The organism is Caulobacter sp. GW821-FHT09H08 (genome assembly GCF_059415885.1).
In genome coordinates this window covers 1-16475 of record NZ_JBWKOC010000004.1, presented here as the reverse complement: position 1 = coordinate 16475, position 16475 = coordinate 1, and the positions used below count along the sequence as shown (strand labels likewise).

Here is a 16475-nt window from a genome sequence, read left to right as displayed (position 1 = left end):
CCCATGCTCAAGATCGCCGGCGTTCTGCTCGTTCTCATGATCCTGTTCGGGGTTCTCGGCTTCGTCGTCGACGTGGCCGGCGCGATCACCAAGGTCGCGTTCTTCGTCTGCCTGATCGCCCTGGGCGTCTCGCTGGCCATGAAGGCGCTGAAGCGAACGTCCTAGGCAGAACGGCGATCGTCGAAAGCCTAGCCGTGCAAGGCTGACGGAATTCGCAAGAGCCTATTTACGGCCATTTACGAATCCCCCTTTTCTTCCGCGCGCTGTTCCCCTATATCCCCGCGTTCACGATTACATCGGCGGAGCGCCTACGCGCGTCCGTATTACGCCCCGAGGCGCGATCAGCCGCCCTCCGATCCGCGCGAAGGGGCGCCCGTCAGGCTTCCGATCCCGGTCGCCCGACAGGGGAATTCCAGCGTCCGCAGCTCCCTGAACAGGCGAGCGGCGAGGGTGGACGCTAGGTACATTCGAATTCACGCGCGGATTCCGTCCGCGCCGCAGGGAAACAACATGGCGCAATCCTTCACCGGCAAGAAGCGGATCCGGAAGTCGTTCGGCCGCATTCCCGAGGCTGTGCAGATGCCGAACCTCATCGAGGTTCAGCGCTCCTCCTACGAGCAGTTCCTTCAGCGCGAGGTCCGTCCGGGCCAGCGCCGCGACGAGGGCGTCGAGGCGGTCTTCAAGTCGGTGTTCCCGATCAAGGACTTCAACGAGCGCGCCGTGCTCGAATACGTCTCGTACGAATTCGAAGAGCCCAAGTACGACGTTGAAGAGTGCATTCAGCGCGACATGACCTTCGCCGCGCCGCTGAAGGTCAAGCTGCGCCTGATCGTGTTCGAAACGGAAGAAGAAACCGGCGCCCGCTCGGTCAAGGACATCAAGGAGCAGGACGTCTACATGGGCGATATCCCGCTCATGACGGACAAGGGCACCTTCATCGTCAACGGCACCGAGCGCGTCATCGTCTCGCAGATGCACCGCTCGCCGGGCGTGTTCTTCGATCACGACAAGGGCAAGACCCACGCCTCGGGCAAGCTGCTGTTCGCCGCCCGCGTGATCCCGTATCGCGGCTCGTGGCTGGACTTCGAGTTCGACGCCAAGGACATCGTCTACGTCCGTATCGACCGTCGCCGCAAGCTGCCGGCCACGACCTTCCTCTATGCCCTGGGCATGGACGGCGAAGAGATCCTGACCACGTTCTACGATGTCGTCCCGTTCGAAAAGCGCGCCGGTGGCTGGGCCACCCCGTACAAGCCCGAGCGCTGGCGCGGTGTGAAGCCGGAGTTCCCGCTGGTCGACGCCGACACGGGTGAGGAAGTCGCTCCGGCCGGCACCAAGATCACGGCTCGCCAGGCCAAGAAGTTCGCCGACGGCGGTCTGAAGACCCTGCTGCTGGCGCCGGAAGCCCTGACGGGCCGCTACCTGGCCCGCGACGCCGTCAACTTCTCGACCGGCGAAATCTATTCGGAAGCCGGCGACGAGCTGGACGTGGCCGCCATCCAGGCCCTGGCCGACCAAGGCTTCGACACCATCGACGTGCTGGACATCGACCACGTCACGGTCGGCGCCTACATGCGCAACACCCTGCGCGTGGACAAGAACGCCGTCCGCGAAGACGCGCTGTTCGACATCTACCGCGTCATGCGTCCGGGCGAGCCGCCGACCGTTGAAGCGGCCGAAGCGATGTTCAAGTCGCTGTTCTTTGACGCCGAGCGCTACGACCTGTCGTCGGTGGGCCGCGTGAAGATGAACATGCGCCTGGAGCAGGACGTGTCGGACGAAGTCCGCATCCTGCGCAAGGACGACGTCCTGGCCGTGCTGAAGGTCCTGGTGGGCCTGCGCGACGGTCGCGGCGAAATCGACGACATCGACAACCTGGGCAACCGTCGCGTTCGCTCGGTCGGTGAGCTGCTGGAAAACCAGTACCGCGTCGGCCTGCTGCGCATGGAACGCGCCATCAAGGAACGCATGTCGTCCGTCGACATCGACACCGTGATGCCGCACGACCTGATCAACGCCAAGCCGGCCGCCGCCGCCGTCCGCGAATTCTTCGGCTCCTCGCAGCTGTCGCAGTTCATGGACCAGACGAACCCGCTGTCGGAAATCACCCACAAGCGTCGTCTCTCGGCCCTCGGCCCGGGCGGTCTGACGCGTGAGCGCGCCGGCTTCGAAGTCCGCGACGTTCACCCGACCCACTACGGCCGCATCTGCCCGATTGAAACGCCGGAAGGCCCGAACATCGGTCTGATCAACTCGCTGGCCACGCACGCTCGCGTCAACAAGTACGGCTTCATCGAGAGCCCGTACCGTCGCGTGAAGGACGGCAAGCCGCAGGACGAAGTCGTCTACATGTCGGCGATGGAGGAATCCAAGCACGTCATCGCTCAGTCGAACATCGACGTGACCGGCGGCGAGATCGTCGAAGACCTGGTTCCGGGCCGCATCAACGGCGAACCGACCCTCCTGCAAAAGGAGACGGTCGACCTGATGGACGTGTCGCCGCGCCAAGTCGTGTCGGTGGCCGCCGCCCTGATCCCGTTCCTCGAAAACGATGACGCCAACCGCGCCCTCATGGGCTCGAACATGCAACGTCAGGCCGTGCCGCTGGTGCAGTCGGACGCCCCGCTGGTCGGCACCGGCATGGAAGCCGTCGTCGCCCGTGACTCGGGCGCCGTCGTCATCGCCAAGCGCACCGGCGTCGTGGAACAGATCGACGGTACCCGTATCGTCATCCGCGCCACCGAAGAAACCGACGCGGCCCGCTCGGGCGTCGACATCTACCGGATGTCGAAGTTCCAGCGTTCGAACCAGTCGACCTGCATCAACCAGCGTCCGCTGGTGAAGGTTGGCGACCGGATCGTCGCCGGCGACATCATCGCCGACGGTCCGTCGACCGAGCTGGGCGAACTGGCCCTCGGCCGCAACGCGCTCGTCGCGTTCATGCCCTGGAACGGCTACAACTTCGAAGACTCGATCCTGATCTCCGAACGCATCGTCCGTGACGACGTCTTCACCTCGATCCACATCGAGGAATTCGAAGTCATGGCCCGCGACACGAAGCTGGGTCCGGAAGAAATCACCCGCGACATCCCGAACGTCGGCGAGGAAGCCCTGCGCAACCTCGACGAAGCCGGCATCGTGGCGATCGGCGCCGAAGTCCAGCCGGGCGACATCCTGGTCGGCAAGGTCACGCCGAAGGGCGAAAGCCCGATGACGCCGGAAGAAAAGCTTCTGCGCGCCATCTTCGGTGAAAAGGCCTCGGACGTCCGCGACACCAGCCTGCGCCTGCCCCCGGGCGTCGCCGGCACCATCGTCGACGTGCGCGTGTTCAACCGTCACGGCGTCGACAAGGACGAGCGCGCTCTGGCTATCGAACGCGCCGAGATCGACCGCCTGGGCAAGGACCGCGACGATGAGTTCGCGATCCTGAACCGCAACATCTCGGGCCGTCTGAAGGAACTGCTGATCGGCAAGGTCGCTCTGTCGGGTCCCAAGGGCCTGTCGCGCGGCGAGATCACGGTCGAGGGCCTGTCGCAGGTCGCCTCGGGCCTGTGGTGGCAGATCGCGCTCGAAGACGAAAAGGCGATGGGCGAACTCGAGTCGCTGCGCCGCCTGTTCGACGAGAACCGCAAGCGCCTCGACCGTCGTTTCGAAGACAAGGTCGACAAGCTACAGCGCGGCGACGAACTGCCCCCGGGCGTCATGAAGATGGTCAAGGTCTTCGTGGCCGTGAAGCGCAAGCTTCAGCCGGGCGACAAGATGGCCGGCCGTCACGGCAACAAGGGCGTCATCTCGCGCATCCTGCCGATCGAGGACATGCCGTTCCTCGCCGACGGTACGCACGTCGACGTCGTTCTGAACCCGCTGGGCGTGCCTTCGCGCATGAACGTCGGTCAGATCTTCGAGACCCACCTGGGCTGGGCCTGCGCCAACCTCGGCAAGCAGATCACCAACCTGCTGGAAGACTGGCAGCACGGTGGTCAGAAGGAAGCCCTGGTGACGCGCCTGCGCGACATCTACGGCCCGGACGAAGAACTGCCGGACACCGAAGAAGGCCTGGTCGAGCTGGCCAAGAACCTGGGCAAGGGCGTTCCGATCGCCACCCCCGTGTTCGACGGCGCGCGCATGGACGACATCGAGGGTCACCTCGAAATGGCCGGCGTCAACAAGTCGGGTCAGTCGATCCTGTTCGACGGTCTGACCGGCGAGCAGTTCAAGCGTCCGGTCACGGTCGGCTACATCTACATGCTGAAGCTGCACCACCTGGTCGACGACAAGATCCACGCCCGTTCGATCGGTCCGTACTCGCTCGTCACGCAACAGCCGCTGGGTGGTAAGGCCCAGTTCGGCGGTCAGCGCTTCGGGGAAATGGAAGTGTGGGCTCTGGAAGCCTACGGCGCGGCCTACACCCTGCAGGAAATGCTGACGGTGAAGTCCGACGACGTGGCCGGCCGGACCAAGGTCTACGAGTCGATCGTCCGTGGCGACGACACGTTCGAAGCCGGTATCCCGGAAAGCTTCAACGTGCTGGTCAAGGAAATGCGCTCGCTCGGCCTGAACGTCGAGCTGGAGAACAGCTGATCCGGATCTCCCTCCTCCGCTGAGACAGCGGGGGAGGGGCCCTCTTCAGCCCACTCTCCAACTTTGAATTTTCGCGGGAAGTCCCCGCAGAAGGAATCAAGATGAACCAGGAAGTCCTGAACATCTTCAATCCGGTCCAGGCCGCTCCGACCTTCGACCAGATCCGCATCTCGCTGGCCTCGCCGGAAAAGATCCGTTCGTGGTCGTTCGGCGAGATCAAGAAGCCCGAGACCATCAACTACCGCACGTTCAAGCCCGAGCGTGACGGCCTGTTCTGCGCCCGTATCTTTGGCCCGACCAAGGATTACGAATGCCTGTGCGGCAAGTACAAGCGCATGAAGTACAAGGGCATCATCTGCGAAAAGTGCGGTGTTGAAGTCACCCTGGCCCGCGTCCGTCGTGAGCGCATGGGCCACATCGAACTGGCCTCGCCGGTCGCCCACATCTGGTTCCTGAAGTCGCTGCCGTCGCGTATCGCCATGATGCTCGACATGCCGCTGAAGGACATCGAGCGCGTCCTGTACTTCGAATACTACATCGTCACCGAGCCGGGCCTGACCCCGCTGAAGCAGCACCAGCTGCTGTCGGAAGACGACTACATGCGCGCCCAGGAAGAGTACGGCGACGACAGCTTCACCGCCGAGATCGGCGCCGAGGCCGTCCAGAACCTGCTCAAGGCCATCGACCTCGAGAAAGAGGCCGAGCGTCTGCGCGAAGAGCTGTCCGGCACCGTCTCGGACATGAAGCAGAAGAAGTTCAGCAAGCGCCTGAAGATCCTGGAAGCCTTCCAGGAGTCGGGCAACCGTCCCGAGTGGATGGTGCTGACGGTCGTTCCGGTCATCCCGCCGGAACTGCGTCCGCTGGTGCCGCTGGACGGCGGCCGCTTCGCGACCTCGGACCTGAACGACCTGTATCGCCGGGTCATCAACCGTAACAACCGCCTGAAGCGCCTGATCGAGCTGCGCGCGCCCGACATCATCATCCGCAACGAAAAGCGGATGCTGCAGGAGTCGGTCGACGCCCTGTTCGACAACGGCCGTCGCGGTCGCGTCATCACGGGCGCCAACAAGCGTCCGCTGAAGTCGCTGGCCGACATGCTGAAGGGCAAGCAAGGCCGCTTCCGTCAGAACCTGCTGGGCAAGCGCGTCGACTATTCGGGCCGTTCGGTCATCGTGGTCGGTCCGGAGCTGAAGCTGCACGAGTGCGGCCTGCCCAAGAAGATGGCTCTGGAGCTGTTCAAGCCGTTCATCTATGCGCGTCTGGACGCCAAGGGCCTGTCGGGCACCGTCAAGCAGTCCAAGCGCATGGTCGAGCGTGAGCAGCCGCAGGTGTGGGACATCCTCGAAGAGGTGATCCGCGAGCACCCGGTGCTGCTGAACCGCGCCCCGACGCTTCACCGTCTGGGCATCCAGGCGTTCGAACCGAAGCTGATCGAGGGCAAGGCCATCCAGCTGCACCCGCTGGTCTGCGCCGCGTTCAACGCCGACTTCGACGGCGACCAGATGGCCGTGCACGTCCCGCTGAGCCTGGAAGCTCAGCTGGAAGCGCGCGTCCTGATGATGTCGACCAACAACATCCTGTCGCCCGCCAACGGTCGCCCGATCATCGTGCCGTCGCAGGACATCGTCCTGGGCCTGTACTACCTGTCGGTCGCCCGCGAGGGTGAGCCGGGCGAAGGCAAGATCTTCGCCGACCTGGGTGAAATCGAAGCCGCCATGGACGCGGGCGTCATCTCGCTGCACGCCAAGATCAAGGCGCGTCACACCGAGATGACTCCGGAAGGCGTTCTGCTGCGCAAGGTGATCGACACCACGCCGGGCCGGATGAAGATCGCCGCCCTGCTGCCGCATCACCCGCAGATTGGCCACCGCCTGATCGAAAAGGCGCTGACCAAGAAGGAAATCGGCAATCTGATCGACATCGTCTACCGCCACTGCGGTCAGAAGGCGACGGTCATCTTCGCCGACAAGGTCATGGGTCTGGGCTTCAAGGAAGCCGCCAAGGCGGGCATCTCGTTCGGCAAGGACGACATCATCATCCCGGTCCGCAAGACCGCGATCGTCGATGAAACCAAGAAGCTGGCCGAAGAGTACGAGCAACAGTACGCCGACGGCCTGATCACCAAGGGCGAGAAGTACAACAAGGTCGTTGACGCCTGGGCCAAGGCTACCGATCGCGTCGCCGACGAGATGATGGCCGAGCTTCAGATGAAGCATAAGGACGAGAACGGCCGCGAGAAGGAAATCAACGCCATCTACATGATGGCCCACTCCGGCGCCCGTGGTTCGCAAGCCCAGATGAAGCAGCTGGGCGGCATGCGCGGCCTGATGGCCAAGCCCTCCGGCGAGATCATCGAGACCCCGATCGTCTCGAACTTCAAGGAAGGCCTGACCGTTCAGGAGTACTTCAACTCCACCCACGGCGCCCGTAAGGGTCTGGCCGACACCGCGCTGAAGACGGCCAACTCGGGTTACCTGACCCGTCGTCTGGTCGACGTCGCGCAGGACTGCATCATCGTCGAGGAAGACTGCGGCACCACGCGGGGCATCACCCTGCGCGCCGTCGTCGAGGGCGGTGACGTGCTGGTCTCGCTGGGCCTGCGCGTCCTGGGCCGCTTCACGGCCGAGGACGTCAAGGATCCGGGCACCGGCGAGCTGGTCGTTCCGGCCGACACCTATATCGACGAGAACATCGCCGACGCCATCGAGGCGGCCGTGGTGCAGTCGGTGAAGGTCCGCTCGGTCCTGACCTGCGAAGCCAAGATCGGCGTCTGCGGCGCCTGCTACGGCCGCGACCTGGCCCGTGGTACGCCGGTGAACATCGGTGAAGCGGTCGGCGTCATCGCCGCCCAGTCGATCGGTGAGCCCGGCACGCAGCTGACCATGCGTACCTTCCACATCGGCGGCACCGCCCAGGTGGCCGAGCAGTCGTTCTTCGAAGCCTCCAACGAGGGTACGGTCCGCGTGATCGGCCCGACCGTTGTCGGCGCCGACGGCGCGCTGGTCATCATGAGCCGCAACACCTCGGTCAGCGTGCTGGTCGACGGCAAGGAGCGCGAAACCTACAAGCCGCCGTACGGCGCCCGCCTGCGGGTCAAGGACGGCGACCTGGTCAAGCGCGGCCAGCGCCTCGGCGATTGGGACCCCTACACCACCCCGATCATCACCGAAGTGGCCGGCAAGATCCGCGCCGAAGACCTGGTGGATGGCCTGTCCATCCGCGAGGAAGTCGACGAAGCGACCGGTATCGCCCAGCGCGTGGTCGCCGACTGGCGCACCTCGGCCCGCGGTTCGGACCTGCGTCCGGCCATGGGCGTGCTGTCGGACGACGGCTCGTACAAGCGTCTGTCGAACGGCGGCGAGGCGCGTTACCTCCTGTCGGCCGGCGCCATTCTCTCCGTCGCCGACGGCGACGAAGTGAAGCCGGGTGAAGTCATCGCGCGTATCCCGACCGAAGGCGCCAAGACCCGGGACATCACCGGTGGTCTGCCGCGCGTCGCCGAACTCTTCGAAGCCCGCCGTCCGAAGGACTGCGCGGTCATCGCGGAAATGGACGGCCGTGTCGAATTCGGCAAGGATTACAAGAACAAGCGCCGGATCAAGATCACGCCGGACGTCGACGCCGATGGCAACCAGGCCGAGGCGGTCGAGTTCCTGATCCCGAAGGGCAAGCACATCGCCGTCCACGACGGGGACTACATCTCCAAGGGCGAGTACATCATCGACGGCAACCCGGATCCGCACGATATCCTGCGCATCCTGGGCGTCGAAGCCCTGGCGAACTTCCTCGTCGACGAGATCCAGGAGGTCTATCGACTGCAGGGCGTGCCGATCAACGACAAACACATCGAGACGATCGTTCGTCAGATGCTGCAGAAGGTCGAGATCCTCGAGCCCGGCGACACCGGCCTGATCAAGGGCGACCACCTTGATAAGCCGGAGTTCGACAAGGAACAGGACAAGGCGGTTGCTCGCGGCGGTCGTCCGGCTGTGACCCAGCCGGTGCTGCTCGGCATCACCAAGGCCTCGCTGCAGACCAAGAGCTTCATCTCGGCCGCGTCGTTCCAAGAGACGACCCGCGTCCTGACCGAAGCCTCGGTGCACGGCAAGACCGACACCCTGGAAGGCCTGAAGGAAAACGTCATCGTGGGTCGCCTGATCCCCGCCGGTACGGGTTCCTACCTGCGCAGCCTGCAGCGCGTCGCCGCCAAGCGCGACGAGCAACTGGCCCAGCAGCGTGAAGAAGCGATGGAGCCGCTGCCGGCCGAGATCGCGCTCGCGGATAGCGAATAGGCTTTGGCTTGACTGACTAACGGAAAGGCCCGGGAGCGATCCCGGGCCTTTTTCGTTGTGCGGGTCGGCCCGGGATCGCTCCCGGGCCTTCCTTTTTCAGCCTAGCCCAAGCGCCTCAGCGCGGGGCGCGCCGATAGACGGTCTTGGTCGAACGCCCGCTCAGCAACAGGCCCAGTACGATACCGACGCCGGCCGCCACGCCCAGCGCCTGGGCGGGCTTGGCCTGCACCCAGGTCTCGAGGTCGCCGTATCGGTGCTGGAGGCGGTCGGCGGCCTGGGCGGCGAAGTCCTTCACCCGGGCGCGGGTTTCGTCCACGGCGTCCGCCGCCACGTCCCGGAGGCTGTCATAGGCCTCGTGAGCGGCTCCGCTGACGGCCTTGAGCTTGGGCTCGACCTTGTCGCGGGCGCGGGAGGCCGTCTGGGCGACGCCGTTGGAGGTGTCGGTCAGGCTGTCGGCATAGTCGGTCATGGTCGAACCTCGTGGCGGGAAGGGGAACTGGCGCGAGACGCGCCGGACGCCTTCCACAACCCGCCCCGACCAGGAGCGTTCCGCGATTATCGCGCTCGCTTGCCGGGCAGGTGTGGCCCATGCCAACCTCGCGGCGAAGGGGAGCCATCACCATGTCATTCGATCGTCGCAGCCTGCTGACGGGCGCGAGCGCCACCCTGGTTGTCGGCCTGGTGTCGGGAGCCGCCGCCCAGGTCCTGCCGCCCGCCGGCTACGCCACGCCGGCCGGGACCAGTCCGTTCTCGCCCGACGTCTATCGCGCCCGCCGCGCCAGGCTGATGGAGCAGCTGAAGACCGGGGTGGCGGTGATCTACGGCGCCAGCGCCACGCCTAGCGAGGCCCCGGTCTCGCCGCCCTTCTACCAGAACGGCGACTTCGCCTGGCTGACCGGCATCGTCGACGAGCCCGGCGCGATCCTGGTCCTGGCCCCGACCGAGCGCACCGTGAAGGAGTGGCTGCTGCTGCCCTCGCGCGACGTGGAGAGCGAGCGCTGGAACCAGGAGCGCGTGCCGCTCGGCGCGCTGATCGAGCAGCGCGTCGGTGTCCAGCGTGTCATGCGCACCTCGGCCCTGGGCGGCCTAGTGACGGCCCTGGCTTCGCGGTCCAAGGAGCTGCGGTTCCTGGGGCCCATCGCCTCGGCCAACGCGCCCGTGCCCCCGGCGCTGGAGCTGTACGGCAAGGTCGCCCAGCGCGTGCCGGGCTGCGCCATCCGCGACGACAGCGGCGTCCTGCCCCGCCTGCGCTGCGTGAAGGAGCCGCGCGAGCTGGAGATGATGCGCAAGGCCATGGACGCGACCCGCGCCGGCCACCTCGCCGCCATGAAACAGGCCAAGCCCGGCATGTCCGAGAGCGAGCTGCGGTTCATCGTCGAGAGCGCCTTCCGCCGCGCCGGCGGCACGGGCCTGGCCTATGACAGCATCGTCGGCTCGGGCCGCAACGCCGCCTCGCTGCACTACGCCACGGCGACCGGCATGGTGCACGGCGGCGAGCTGATCCTGATTGACGCCGGCGCCGCGGTCGGCGGCTATGCCTGCGACGTCACCCGCACCTTCCCGGCTTCCGGCAAGTTCACGGCCGAGCAGAAGGTCCTCTACGACCTGGTGCTGGAGGCCCAGACCGCCGCCGTCGCCAGGCTGAAGGCCGGCGCCTATCTGGAAGACCTCGCCGAAGCGGCCAAGGCGGTGTTCCGCAAGGCCGGCCGCATCGACGAGTTCACCCATGGCCTGGGCCATTATGTCGGCCTGGACGTCCACGACCCGGGCGACACCACCCAGCCGATCCCGGCCGGTTCGGTGATCACCATGGAGCCGGGCCTCTATCTGCAATCGGCCAACTACGGCATCCGGATCGAGGACCTGTATCTGGTCACCGAGACCGGCGCCGAGCGCCTCTCGACCGGCGTGCCGCGCACCACCCAGGAGATCGAGGCCTTCATGGCCCGATAGGGGCTAGGCCGCGTCCTCCAGATAGTCCGTGATCGCGTCGCGGCTGGGCGTCAGGCCGCGAAGCTGCAGCAGCGCGCCGGCGTTGCCCCGATGATAGGTCCCGTGCAGGCAGACATGCAGCAGGATCTCGCCGCGCCGCATGCGCGCGGGCTTGCCGCTGGTGAAGACGAAGTCGATCGAGCGCTCCAGGTCCTTGGCCGTCAGGCCGGCGACATAGGCGCCGTACCAATCGTCGACCTCCCGCGCGCTGGCCGCCAGCGTCTCGAAGTCCGGCAACGTCTCCGACCGCGCCGCGCCATAGGCATGCGGCAGACCCTGCAGGTGGTGCTGGAAGATCCGGTCGACCGCATGGATGTGGTCGAGGATGCGCAGCATGATCGCCGTCTCCTCCGGGGTCAGCCGGTCCAGGTTCTGGCGCACCGCGTCGTAGAGCCCCCGGTCGGCCCAGCGCTTGATCTCGATAAGCTGGGCGTGGGTCTGGCGGGTCATCGATCGCTCCTTGTCATGCGACGGGTAAGGCTCGAATATGCGAGCGATAGCTCGTATTTCCTACTCGCATCCAGGAGGCGTCCGACGTGGCGCGCGGCCCGCTCACAAGTCCCCGGAAACGCGCGTCGCAGGAGCGGTCGCGGGCGATGGTCGACGCCCTGGTCGAGGCGACCGCTCGCATTCTGGTGCGGGAGGGCTTCGACAAGGCCAGCACCAACCGCATCGCCGAAGAGGCCGGCGTCAGCGTAGGCTCGCTCTATCAGTACTACCCTGGCAAGGAGGCGCTGGTCGTCGCGGTCATCGAGCGCCACAACCGCGACCTGATGACGGTCGTGCGCGAGGCCTTGGCCGACGTGGCGGACCAGCCGCTCGAGGTCGGGGTGCGTCGGCTGGTGGCGGCCGCCATCGACGCCCATCGCCTGGACCCGGTGCTGCACCGGGCGCTCTCCGAACAGGTCCCCCGGGTGGGCGCGCTGGAGGATGTCGAGGCCTTCAATCGCGAGACCTACGCCCTGTTCCGCGCCTATCTCGAAGACCACGCCGACGAGGTCCGCGCCGTCGACCGCGACCTGGCCGCCTTCGTCTGCGTGACCTCGATCGAGGCCCTGACCCACACGGCGGTGCTGCACCGGCCGGAGATCCTGGCCGACGAGGCGGTCGTCGACGAGGCCGCGCGGCTGGTGCTGCGCTACCTCGTCTAGAGGCGGCTATTGCCGCCCCGCCTTCTTCTGCAGGTCCAGGAACTTGCGGGCGCGGTCCTCGCTGTCCTTCTCCTTGCGGATCTGGTCGACCACGTCCTTGCGCTCGCGGCCCAGATTGTCCTGTTGGGCGCCCAGGACGAAGGGGATCTCCTTCATCGTGCCGGGGTGTGTGCGGCTGCGATGGTCGACGCCGGGGCCCATGGGCGCTTCCTGGTAGCGGCGATAGGCTTCCTGCGCGGCGGCCTGGGCGTCGAAGGCGCGGCGCTTGTCGGCGTCCATGGCCATGGTCGGATCGCCCTTCGCCTTGGCGGCGCCGAAGCGCTCGTCGCACTTCTCCCGCTCGCGGCGGTTCAGGCCCACGACGTCGGCGCTGACGCAGCCGGTGGCGCTGCTGCGCAGGGCAGAGCGCAGGTCGCCCGCGCCTTCGCCTGGCAGCGGGGCGGGGCGGATGGCGGTTCCGGGCCTGGCCGCGCCGGCGGTCGGCGTGGCGGGAACACTCAGTGTCGGCACGCCGGGCGGGATCGGCCGCACGGGCTGGCGGACCTCGAAGGGCAGGACGGGGGAGGGCGCGCTAGCCGCCGAGGCCGGCGCCGGGCGCGGCCGGGCCTGGTCCTCGCGCTCGGGGCGCAACAGGTCCACGGTCACGATCGGCAGGTCGTCGGGGAGAATGTTCTCCAGCAGCGGCGGCACGGGCAGGGCCAGCCAGGCCAGCAGCACTACGTGCAACAGCAGCGAACCGGCGAGAATCGTCGCCCGTCGCCGGTTGTCGCTCCTGGCCTTCACGCTGACCTTCACCCACCCTCCGACCGGCGCTTGCGCCCCTCGTCCAGGCCTCCCACATGGCGCGAGCGGAGGCGGAAACAAGGCGCTTTATTGCAGCGTGCAACGGTGCAGCCTTGAGTGGCGAAAACAGGGCCGCGAACTTGGCCTTAAGGTGGCGTTAACCGACGCAGGAACAGGCGGTTGACGTTGGCCGGCTTCGCGAGTACATACCGCGCTCTTTTTCGAGGCGTGCGTTCGCGTGCGTCCTGATGAGCTTCCGTTCTTATGGCGGAGAACCCGTCGGCGTGCTTCCCGCGCTCCGGCGAGTTTCGTGTTTATCGGGTCTCCAAGCGGAGCCTTGAACCAAGAACAACAAAGACAAGGACCTGAAGCGCCCCGGCCGAAAGGCACACGCTTCCATCAGAGCAGAGACTTAATGCCTACCATTAACCAGCTCATCCGTAAGCCGCGCTCTCCGAAGCCGGTGCGGAACAAGGTGCCGGCCCTGAAGGGCTGCCCCCAACGTCGCGGCGTCTGCACCCGCGTGTACACCACGACCCCGAAGAAGCCGAACTCGGCTCTCCGTAAGGTCGCCAAGGTCCGTCTGACCACCGGCATCGAAGCCGTGTGCTACATTCCGGGCGAGGGTCACAATCTGCAGGAGCACTCGGTGGTGCTCATCCGCGGCGGCCGCGTCAAGGATTTGCCCGGCGTCCGTTATCACATCCTGCGCGGCGTCCTCGACACCCAAGGTGTCAAGGATCGTAAGCAGCGTCGTTCGCTCTACGGCGCCAAGCGTCCGAAGTAAGGAAAAGAAGAATGTCCCGCCGCCGTCGCGCCGAGAAACGCCAAGTCCTGCCGGACCCCAAGTTTGGGGATCTGATCGTCACGAAGTTCATGAACTACGTGATGTACGAGGGCAAAAAAGCCGTCGCCGAAAACATCATCTATGGTGCTTTCGACATCCTGGAATCCAAGCGCAAGGACCAAGGTCCGCTGGAAACCTTCCACTCCGCTCTGGACAACGTCGCCCCGGCGATCGAAGTCCGGTCGCGTCGCGTTGGCGGCGCCACCTACCAAGTGCCGGTTGAAGTCCGTCCGGACCGTCGCCGCGCCCTGGCCATCCGTTGGCTGGTGACCGCCGCTCGCAAGCGTGGCGAAAACACCATGACCGAAAAGCTGGCCGGTGAGCTGCTCGACGCTTCGAACAACCGCGGCACCGCCGTGAAGAAGCGCGAAGACACGCACAAGATGGCTGAAGCCAACCGGGCGTTCTCGCACTACCGCTGGTAACCTTTCTTACCAGCACTCTTTCAGGCGCGGGCGGTTTGAGATAAACCGCCCGCGCCGCACGTTTAATCCCGGTCGTGTCCGTCCAGGGCCGCCCCGTTTCGCAGAGCGATCGCTATGCCCCGCACGCATAAAATCGAAGACTACCGCAACTTCGGCATCATGGCGCACATCGACGCCGGTAAGACGACCACGACCGAGCGGATCCTGTATTACACCGGTAAGTCGCACAAGATCGGCGAAGTCCACGACGGCGCCGCGACCATGGACTGGATGGAGCAGGAGCAAGAGCGCGGCATCACGATCACGTCGGCCGCGACGACCGCTTTCTGGAACGACAAGCGCCTCAACATCATCGACACCCCCGGGCACGTCGACTTCACCATCGAAGTCGAGCGCAGCTTGCGCGTCCTCGACGGCGCCGTGACGGTGCTGGACGGTAACGCCGGCGTCGAGCCGCAGACCGAAACCGTCTGGCGTCAGGCCGACAAGTACCGCGTGCCGCGCATCGTGTTCGTCAACAAGATGGACAAGATCGGCGCCGACTTCGACAAGTCGGTCGAGTCGATCCGCGACCGTCTGGGCGCCAAGGCCGTTCCGATCCAATTCCCGATCGGTTCGGAAAGCGCCCTGAAGGGCCTGGTGGACCTGGTCCGCATGAAGGCCGTGGTCTGGGACAACGACGGCCTGGGCGCGACCTATCGCGACGAAGAAATCCCGGCTGACCTGCTGGACAAGGCCGTGGAAGCCCGCGCCTATCTGGTCGAGAACGCCGTCGAACTCGACGACGAAGCCATGGAAGCTTACCTGGGCGGCGAAGAGCCGTCGGAAGCCACCATCAAGAAGTGCATCCGTAAGGCCGTTCTGACGGGCGCCTTCTATCCGATCCTCTGCGGCTCGGCCTTCAAGAACAAGGGCGTCCAGCCCCTGCTCGACGCCGTCGTCGACTACCTGCCGTCGCCGGTGGACATCCCGCCGACCAAGGGCATCGACTTCAAGACCGAAGAAGAGACCACCCGCAAGGCCTCGGACGAAGAGCCGCTGTCGGTTCTGGCGTTCAAGATCATGGACGACCCCTTCGTCGGTTCGCTGACCTTCTGCCGCATCTATTCGGGCAAGATGGAAACGGGCATGGGCCTGCTGAACTCGACGCGCGACAAGAAAGAGCGCGTCGGCCGCATGCTGCTCATGCACTCGAACAACCGCGAAGACATCAAGGAAGCCTATGCCGGCGACATCGTCGCCCTGGCCGGCCTGAAGGACACCCGCACGGGTGACACCCTGTGCGACCCGCTGAAGTCGCCGGTCATCCTGGAGCGCATGGAATTCCCGGCTCCGGTCATCGAGATCGCCGTCGAACCCAAGTCGAAGGCCGACCAGGAGAAGCTGGGCGTCGCCCTGCAGAAGCTGGCCGCCGAAGATCCGTCCTTCACCGTCTCGACCGACTTCGAAAGCGGCCAGACGATCCTGAAGGGCATGGGCGAACTGCACCTGGACATCAAGATCGACATCCTGAAGCGGACCTACAAGGTCGAAGCCAACATCGGCGCGCCGCAGGTTGCCTATCGTGAATCGCTGGGCCGCAAGGTCGACATCGACTACACGCACAAGAAGCAAACCGGTGGTACGGGCCAGTTCGCCCGCGTCATGATCACCTTCGAGCCGGGCGAGCCGGGTTCGGGCTTCATCTTCGAAAGCGCCATCGTCGGCGGCGCCGTGCCGAAGGAATACATCCCGGGCGTCCAAAAGGGCCTGGAATCGGTCAAGGACAACGGCCTGCTGGCCGGCTTCCCGCTGATCGACTTCAAGGCGACCCTGACGGACGGCAAGTTCCACGACGTTGACTCGTCGGTCCTGGCCTTCGAAATCGCCTCGCGCGCCGCCTTCAAGGAGCTGCGCGAAAAGGGCGCTCCGAAGCTGCTCGAGCCGATCATGAAGGTCGAGGTCGTGACCCCGGAAGAGTATCTGGGTTCGGTCATCGGCGATCTGAACAGCCGCCGTGGCATGATCCAGGGTCAAGACATGCGCGGCAACGCGACTGTCGTGAACGCCTACGTCCCGCTGGCCAACATGTTCGGTTACGTGAACACCCTGCGGGGCATGTCGCAAGGCCGCGCTCAGTTCAGCATGGTCTACGACCACTACGATCCGGTGCCGCAACACGTCGCCGACGAAGTGATCAAGAAGTACGCCTAAGCTTTTCCCAACGAAAAGCGTGGGTTAGAGACAGAGAGGGTTCCTCGCGGACCCTCTCGCTACCACCCCAGAAGTTCAACCTATTGAAGGCCCCCCCGTTTTCTCGAAGGGTTCTGGGGTCCTGGAGCTAAGAAGATGGCCAAGGAAAAGTTCGAACGTAATAAGCCGCACTGCAACATCGGCACGATTGGTCACGTTGACCATGGCAAGA

General features: G+C 65.5%; 12 protein-coding genes and 1 pseudogene. 9 read left to right on the top strand and 4 right to left on the bottom strand.

All coding sequences use genetic code 11. The features are described from left to right. The first annotated feature begins 3 nt into the window (after window positions 1-3). The 3 genes from AC07NN_RS14350 to rpoC all read left to right on the top strand — a co-directional run bounded on the left by AC07NN_RS14350 (window position 4) and on the right by rpoC (window position 8873). Entirely contained in the window at window positions 4-165 is a 162-nt protein-coding gene (locus AC07NN_RS14350; RefSeq protein ID WP_494643951.1) for a hypothetical protein, read from the top strand. A 345-nt stretch (window positions 166-510) separates the two neighbouring features. Next, window positions 511-4581, top strand: coding sequence for a DNA-directed RNA polymerase subunit beta (gene rpoB / locus AC07NN_RS14345; RefSeq protein WP_494642009.1), 4071 nt, complete (start codon window positions 511-513; stop codon window positions 4579-4581). Window positions 4582-4682: 101 nt separating this feature from the next. Next, window positions 4683-8873 carry a DNA-directed RNA polymerase subunit beta' gene (rpoC, locus tag AC07NN_RS14340; RefSeq protein WP_494642007.1) on the top strand — a complete coding sequence of 1397 codons (4191 nt, stop codon included), beginning with the start codon at window positions 4683-4685 and terminating at the stop codon, window positions 8871-8873. A gap of 115 nt (window positions 8874-8988) precedes the next feature. Here the strand turns inward: rpoC and AC07NN_RS14335 are convergent, their stop codons facing one another. Continuing rightward, window positions 8989-9342 (bottom strand): ElaB/YgaM/YqjD family protein, encoded by a 354-nt coding sequence (locus tag AC07NN_RS14335; protein WP_494642004.1) that lies wholly within the window; start codon window positions 9340-9342, stop codon window positions 8989-8991. A 152-nt stretch (window positions 9343-9494) separates the two neighbouring features. On the opposite strand from AC07NN_RS14335, the gene AC07NN_RS14330 reads away from it, so the two are divergent. Beyond that, a complete protein-coding gene (locus tag AC07NN_RS14330) occupies window positions 9495-10826 on the top strand; it encodes an aminopeptidase P N-terminal domain-containing protein (protein ID WP_494642002.1) in 1332 nt (443 codons plus the stop codon). 3 nt (window positions 10827-10829) lie between these two features. Here AC07NN_RS14330 and AC07NN_RS14325 read toward each other — a convergent pair whose 3' ends face one another. Further along, window positions 10830-11315 (bottom strand): DinB family protein, encoded by a 486-nt coding sequence (locus tag AC07NN_RS14325; protein WP_494642000.1) that lies wholly within the window; start codon window positions 11313-11315, stop codon window positions 10830-10832. 146 nt (window positions 11316-11461) lie between these two features. Here AC07NN_RS14325 and AC07NN_RS14320 point away from each other — a divergent pair, with 146 nt between their 5' ends. Further along, window positions 11462-12016, top strand: a complete 555-nt coding sequence (locus AC07NN_RS14320) for a TetR/AcrR family transcriptional regulator (protein WP_494641998.1) — start codon at window positions 11462-11464, stop codon at window positions 12014-12016. 6 nt (window positions 12017-12022) lie between these two features. Here AC07NN_RS14320 and AC07NN_RS14315 read toward each other — a convergent pair whose 3' ends face one another. Together AC07NN_RS14315 and AC07NN_RS14310 are read right to left on the bottom strand one after the other, a co-directional pair. Then, the gene (locus AC07NN_RS14315; protein WP_494641995.1) at window positions 12023-12799 is read right to left on the bottom strand and encodes a hypothetical protein; all 777 of its coding nucleotides are present in this window, start codon (window positions 12797-12799) and stop codon (window positions 12023-12025) included. Between the two features lie 146 nt (window positions 12800-12945). Further along, window positions 12946-13191 (bottom strand): annotated as a pseudogene (locus tag AC07NN_RS14310) (hypothetical protein). Window positions 13192-13214: 23 nt separating this feature from the next. Between AC07NN_RS14310 and rpsL the strand changes: the two are divergent. From rpsL to AC07NN_RS14290, 4 genes are all read left to right on the top strand, one after another. Further along, window positions 13215-13586 carry a 30S ribosomal protein S12 gene (gene rpsL / locus AC07NN_RS14305; protein WP_004624021.1) on the top strand — a complete coding sequence of 124 codons (372 nt, stop codon included), beginning with the start codon at window positions 13215-13217 and terminating at the stop codon, window positions 13584-13586. A gap of 11 nt (window positions 13587-13597) precedes the next feature. Beyond that, a complete protein-coding gene (gene rpsG / locus AC07NN_RS14300; RefSeq protein WP_047403744.1) occupies window positions 13598-14071 on the top strand; it encodes a 30S ribosomal protein S7 in 474 nt (157 codons plus the stop codon). A 114-nt stretch (window positions 14072-14185) separates the two neighbouring features. Further along, entirely contained in the window at window positions 14186-16264 is a 2079-nt protein-coding gene (gene fusA / locus AC07NN_RS14295) for an elongation factor G (RefSeq protein ID WP_494641987.1), read from the top strand. 135 nt (window positions 16265-16399) lie between these two features. Next, window positions 16400-16475: hypothetical protein (locus AC07NN_RS14290; RefSeq protein WP_334349513.1), on the top strand; the 76-nt coding region annotated here is incomplete at its 3' end.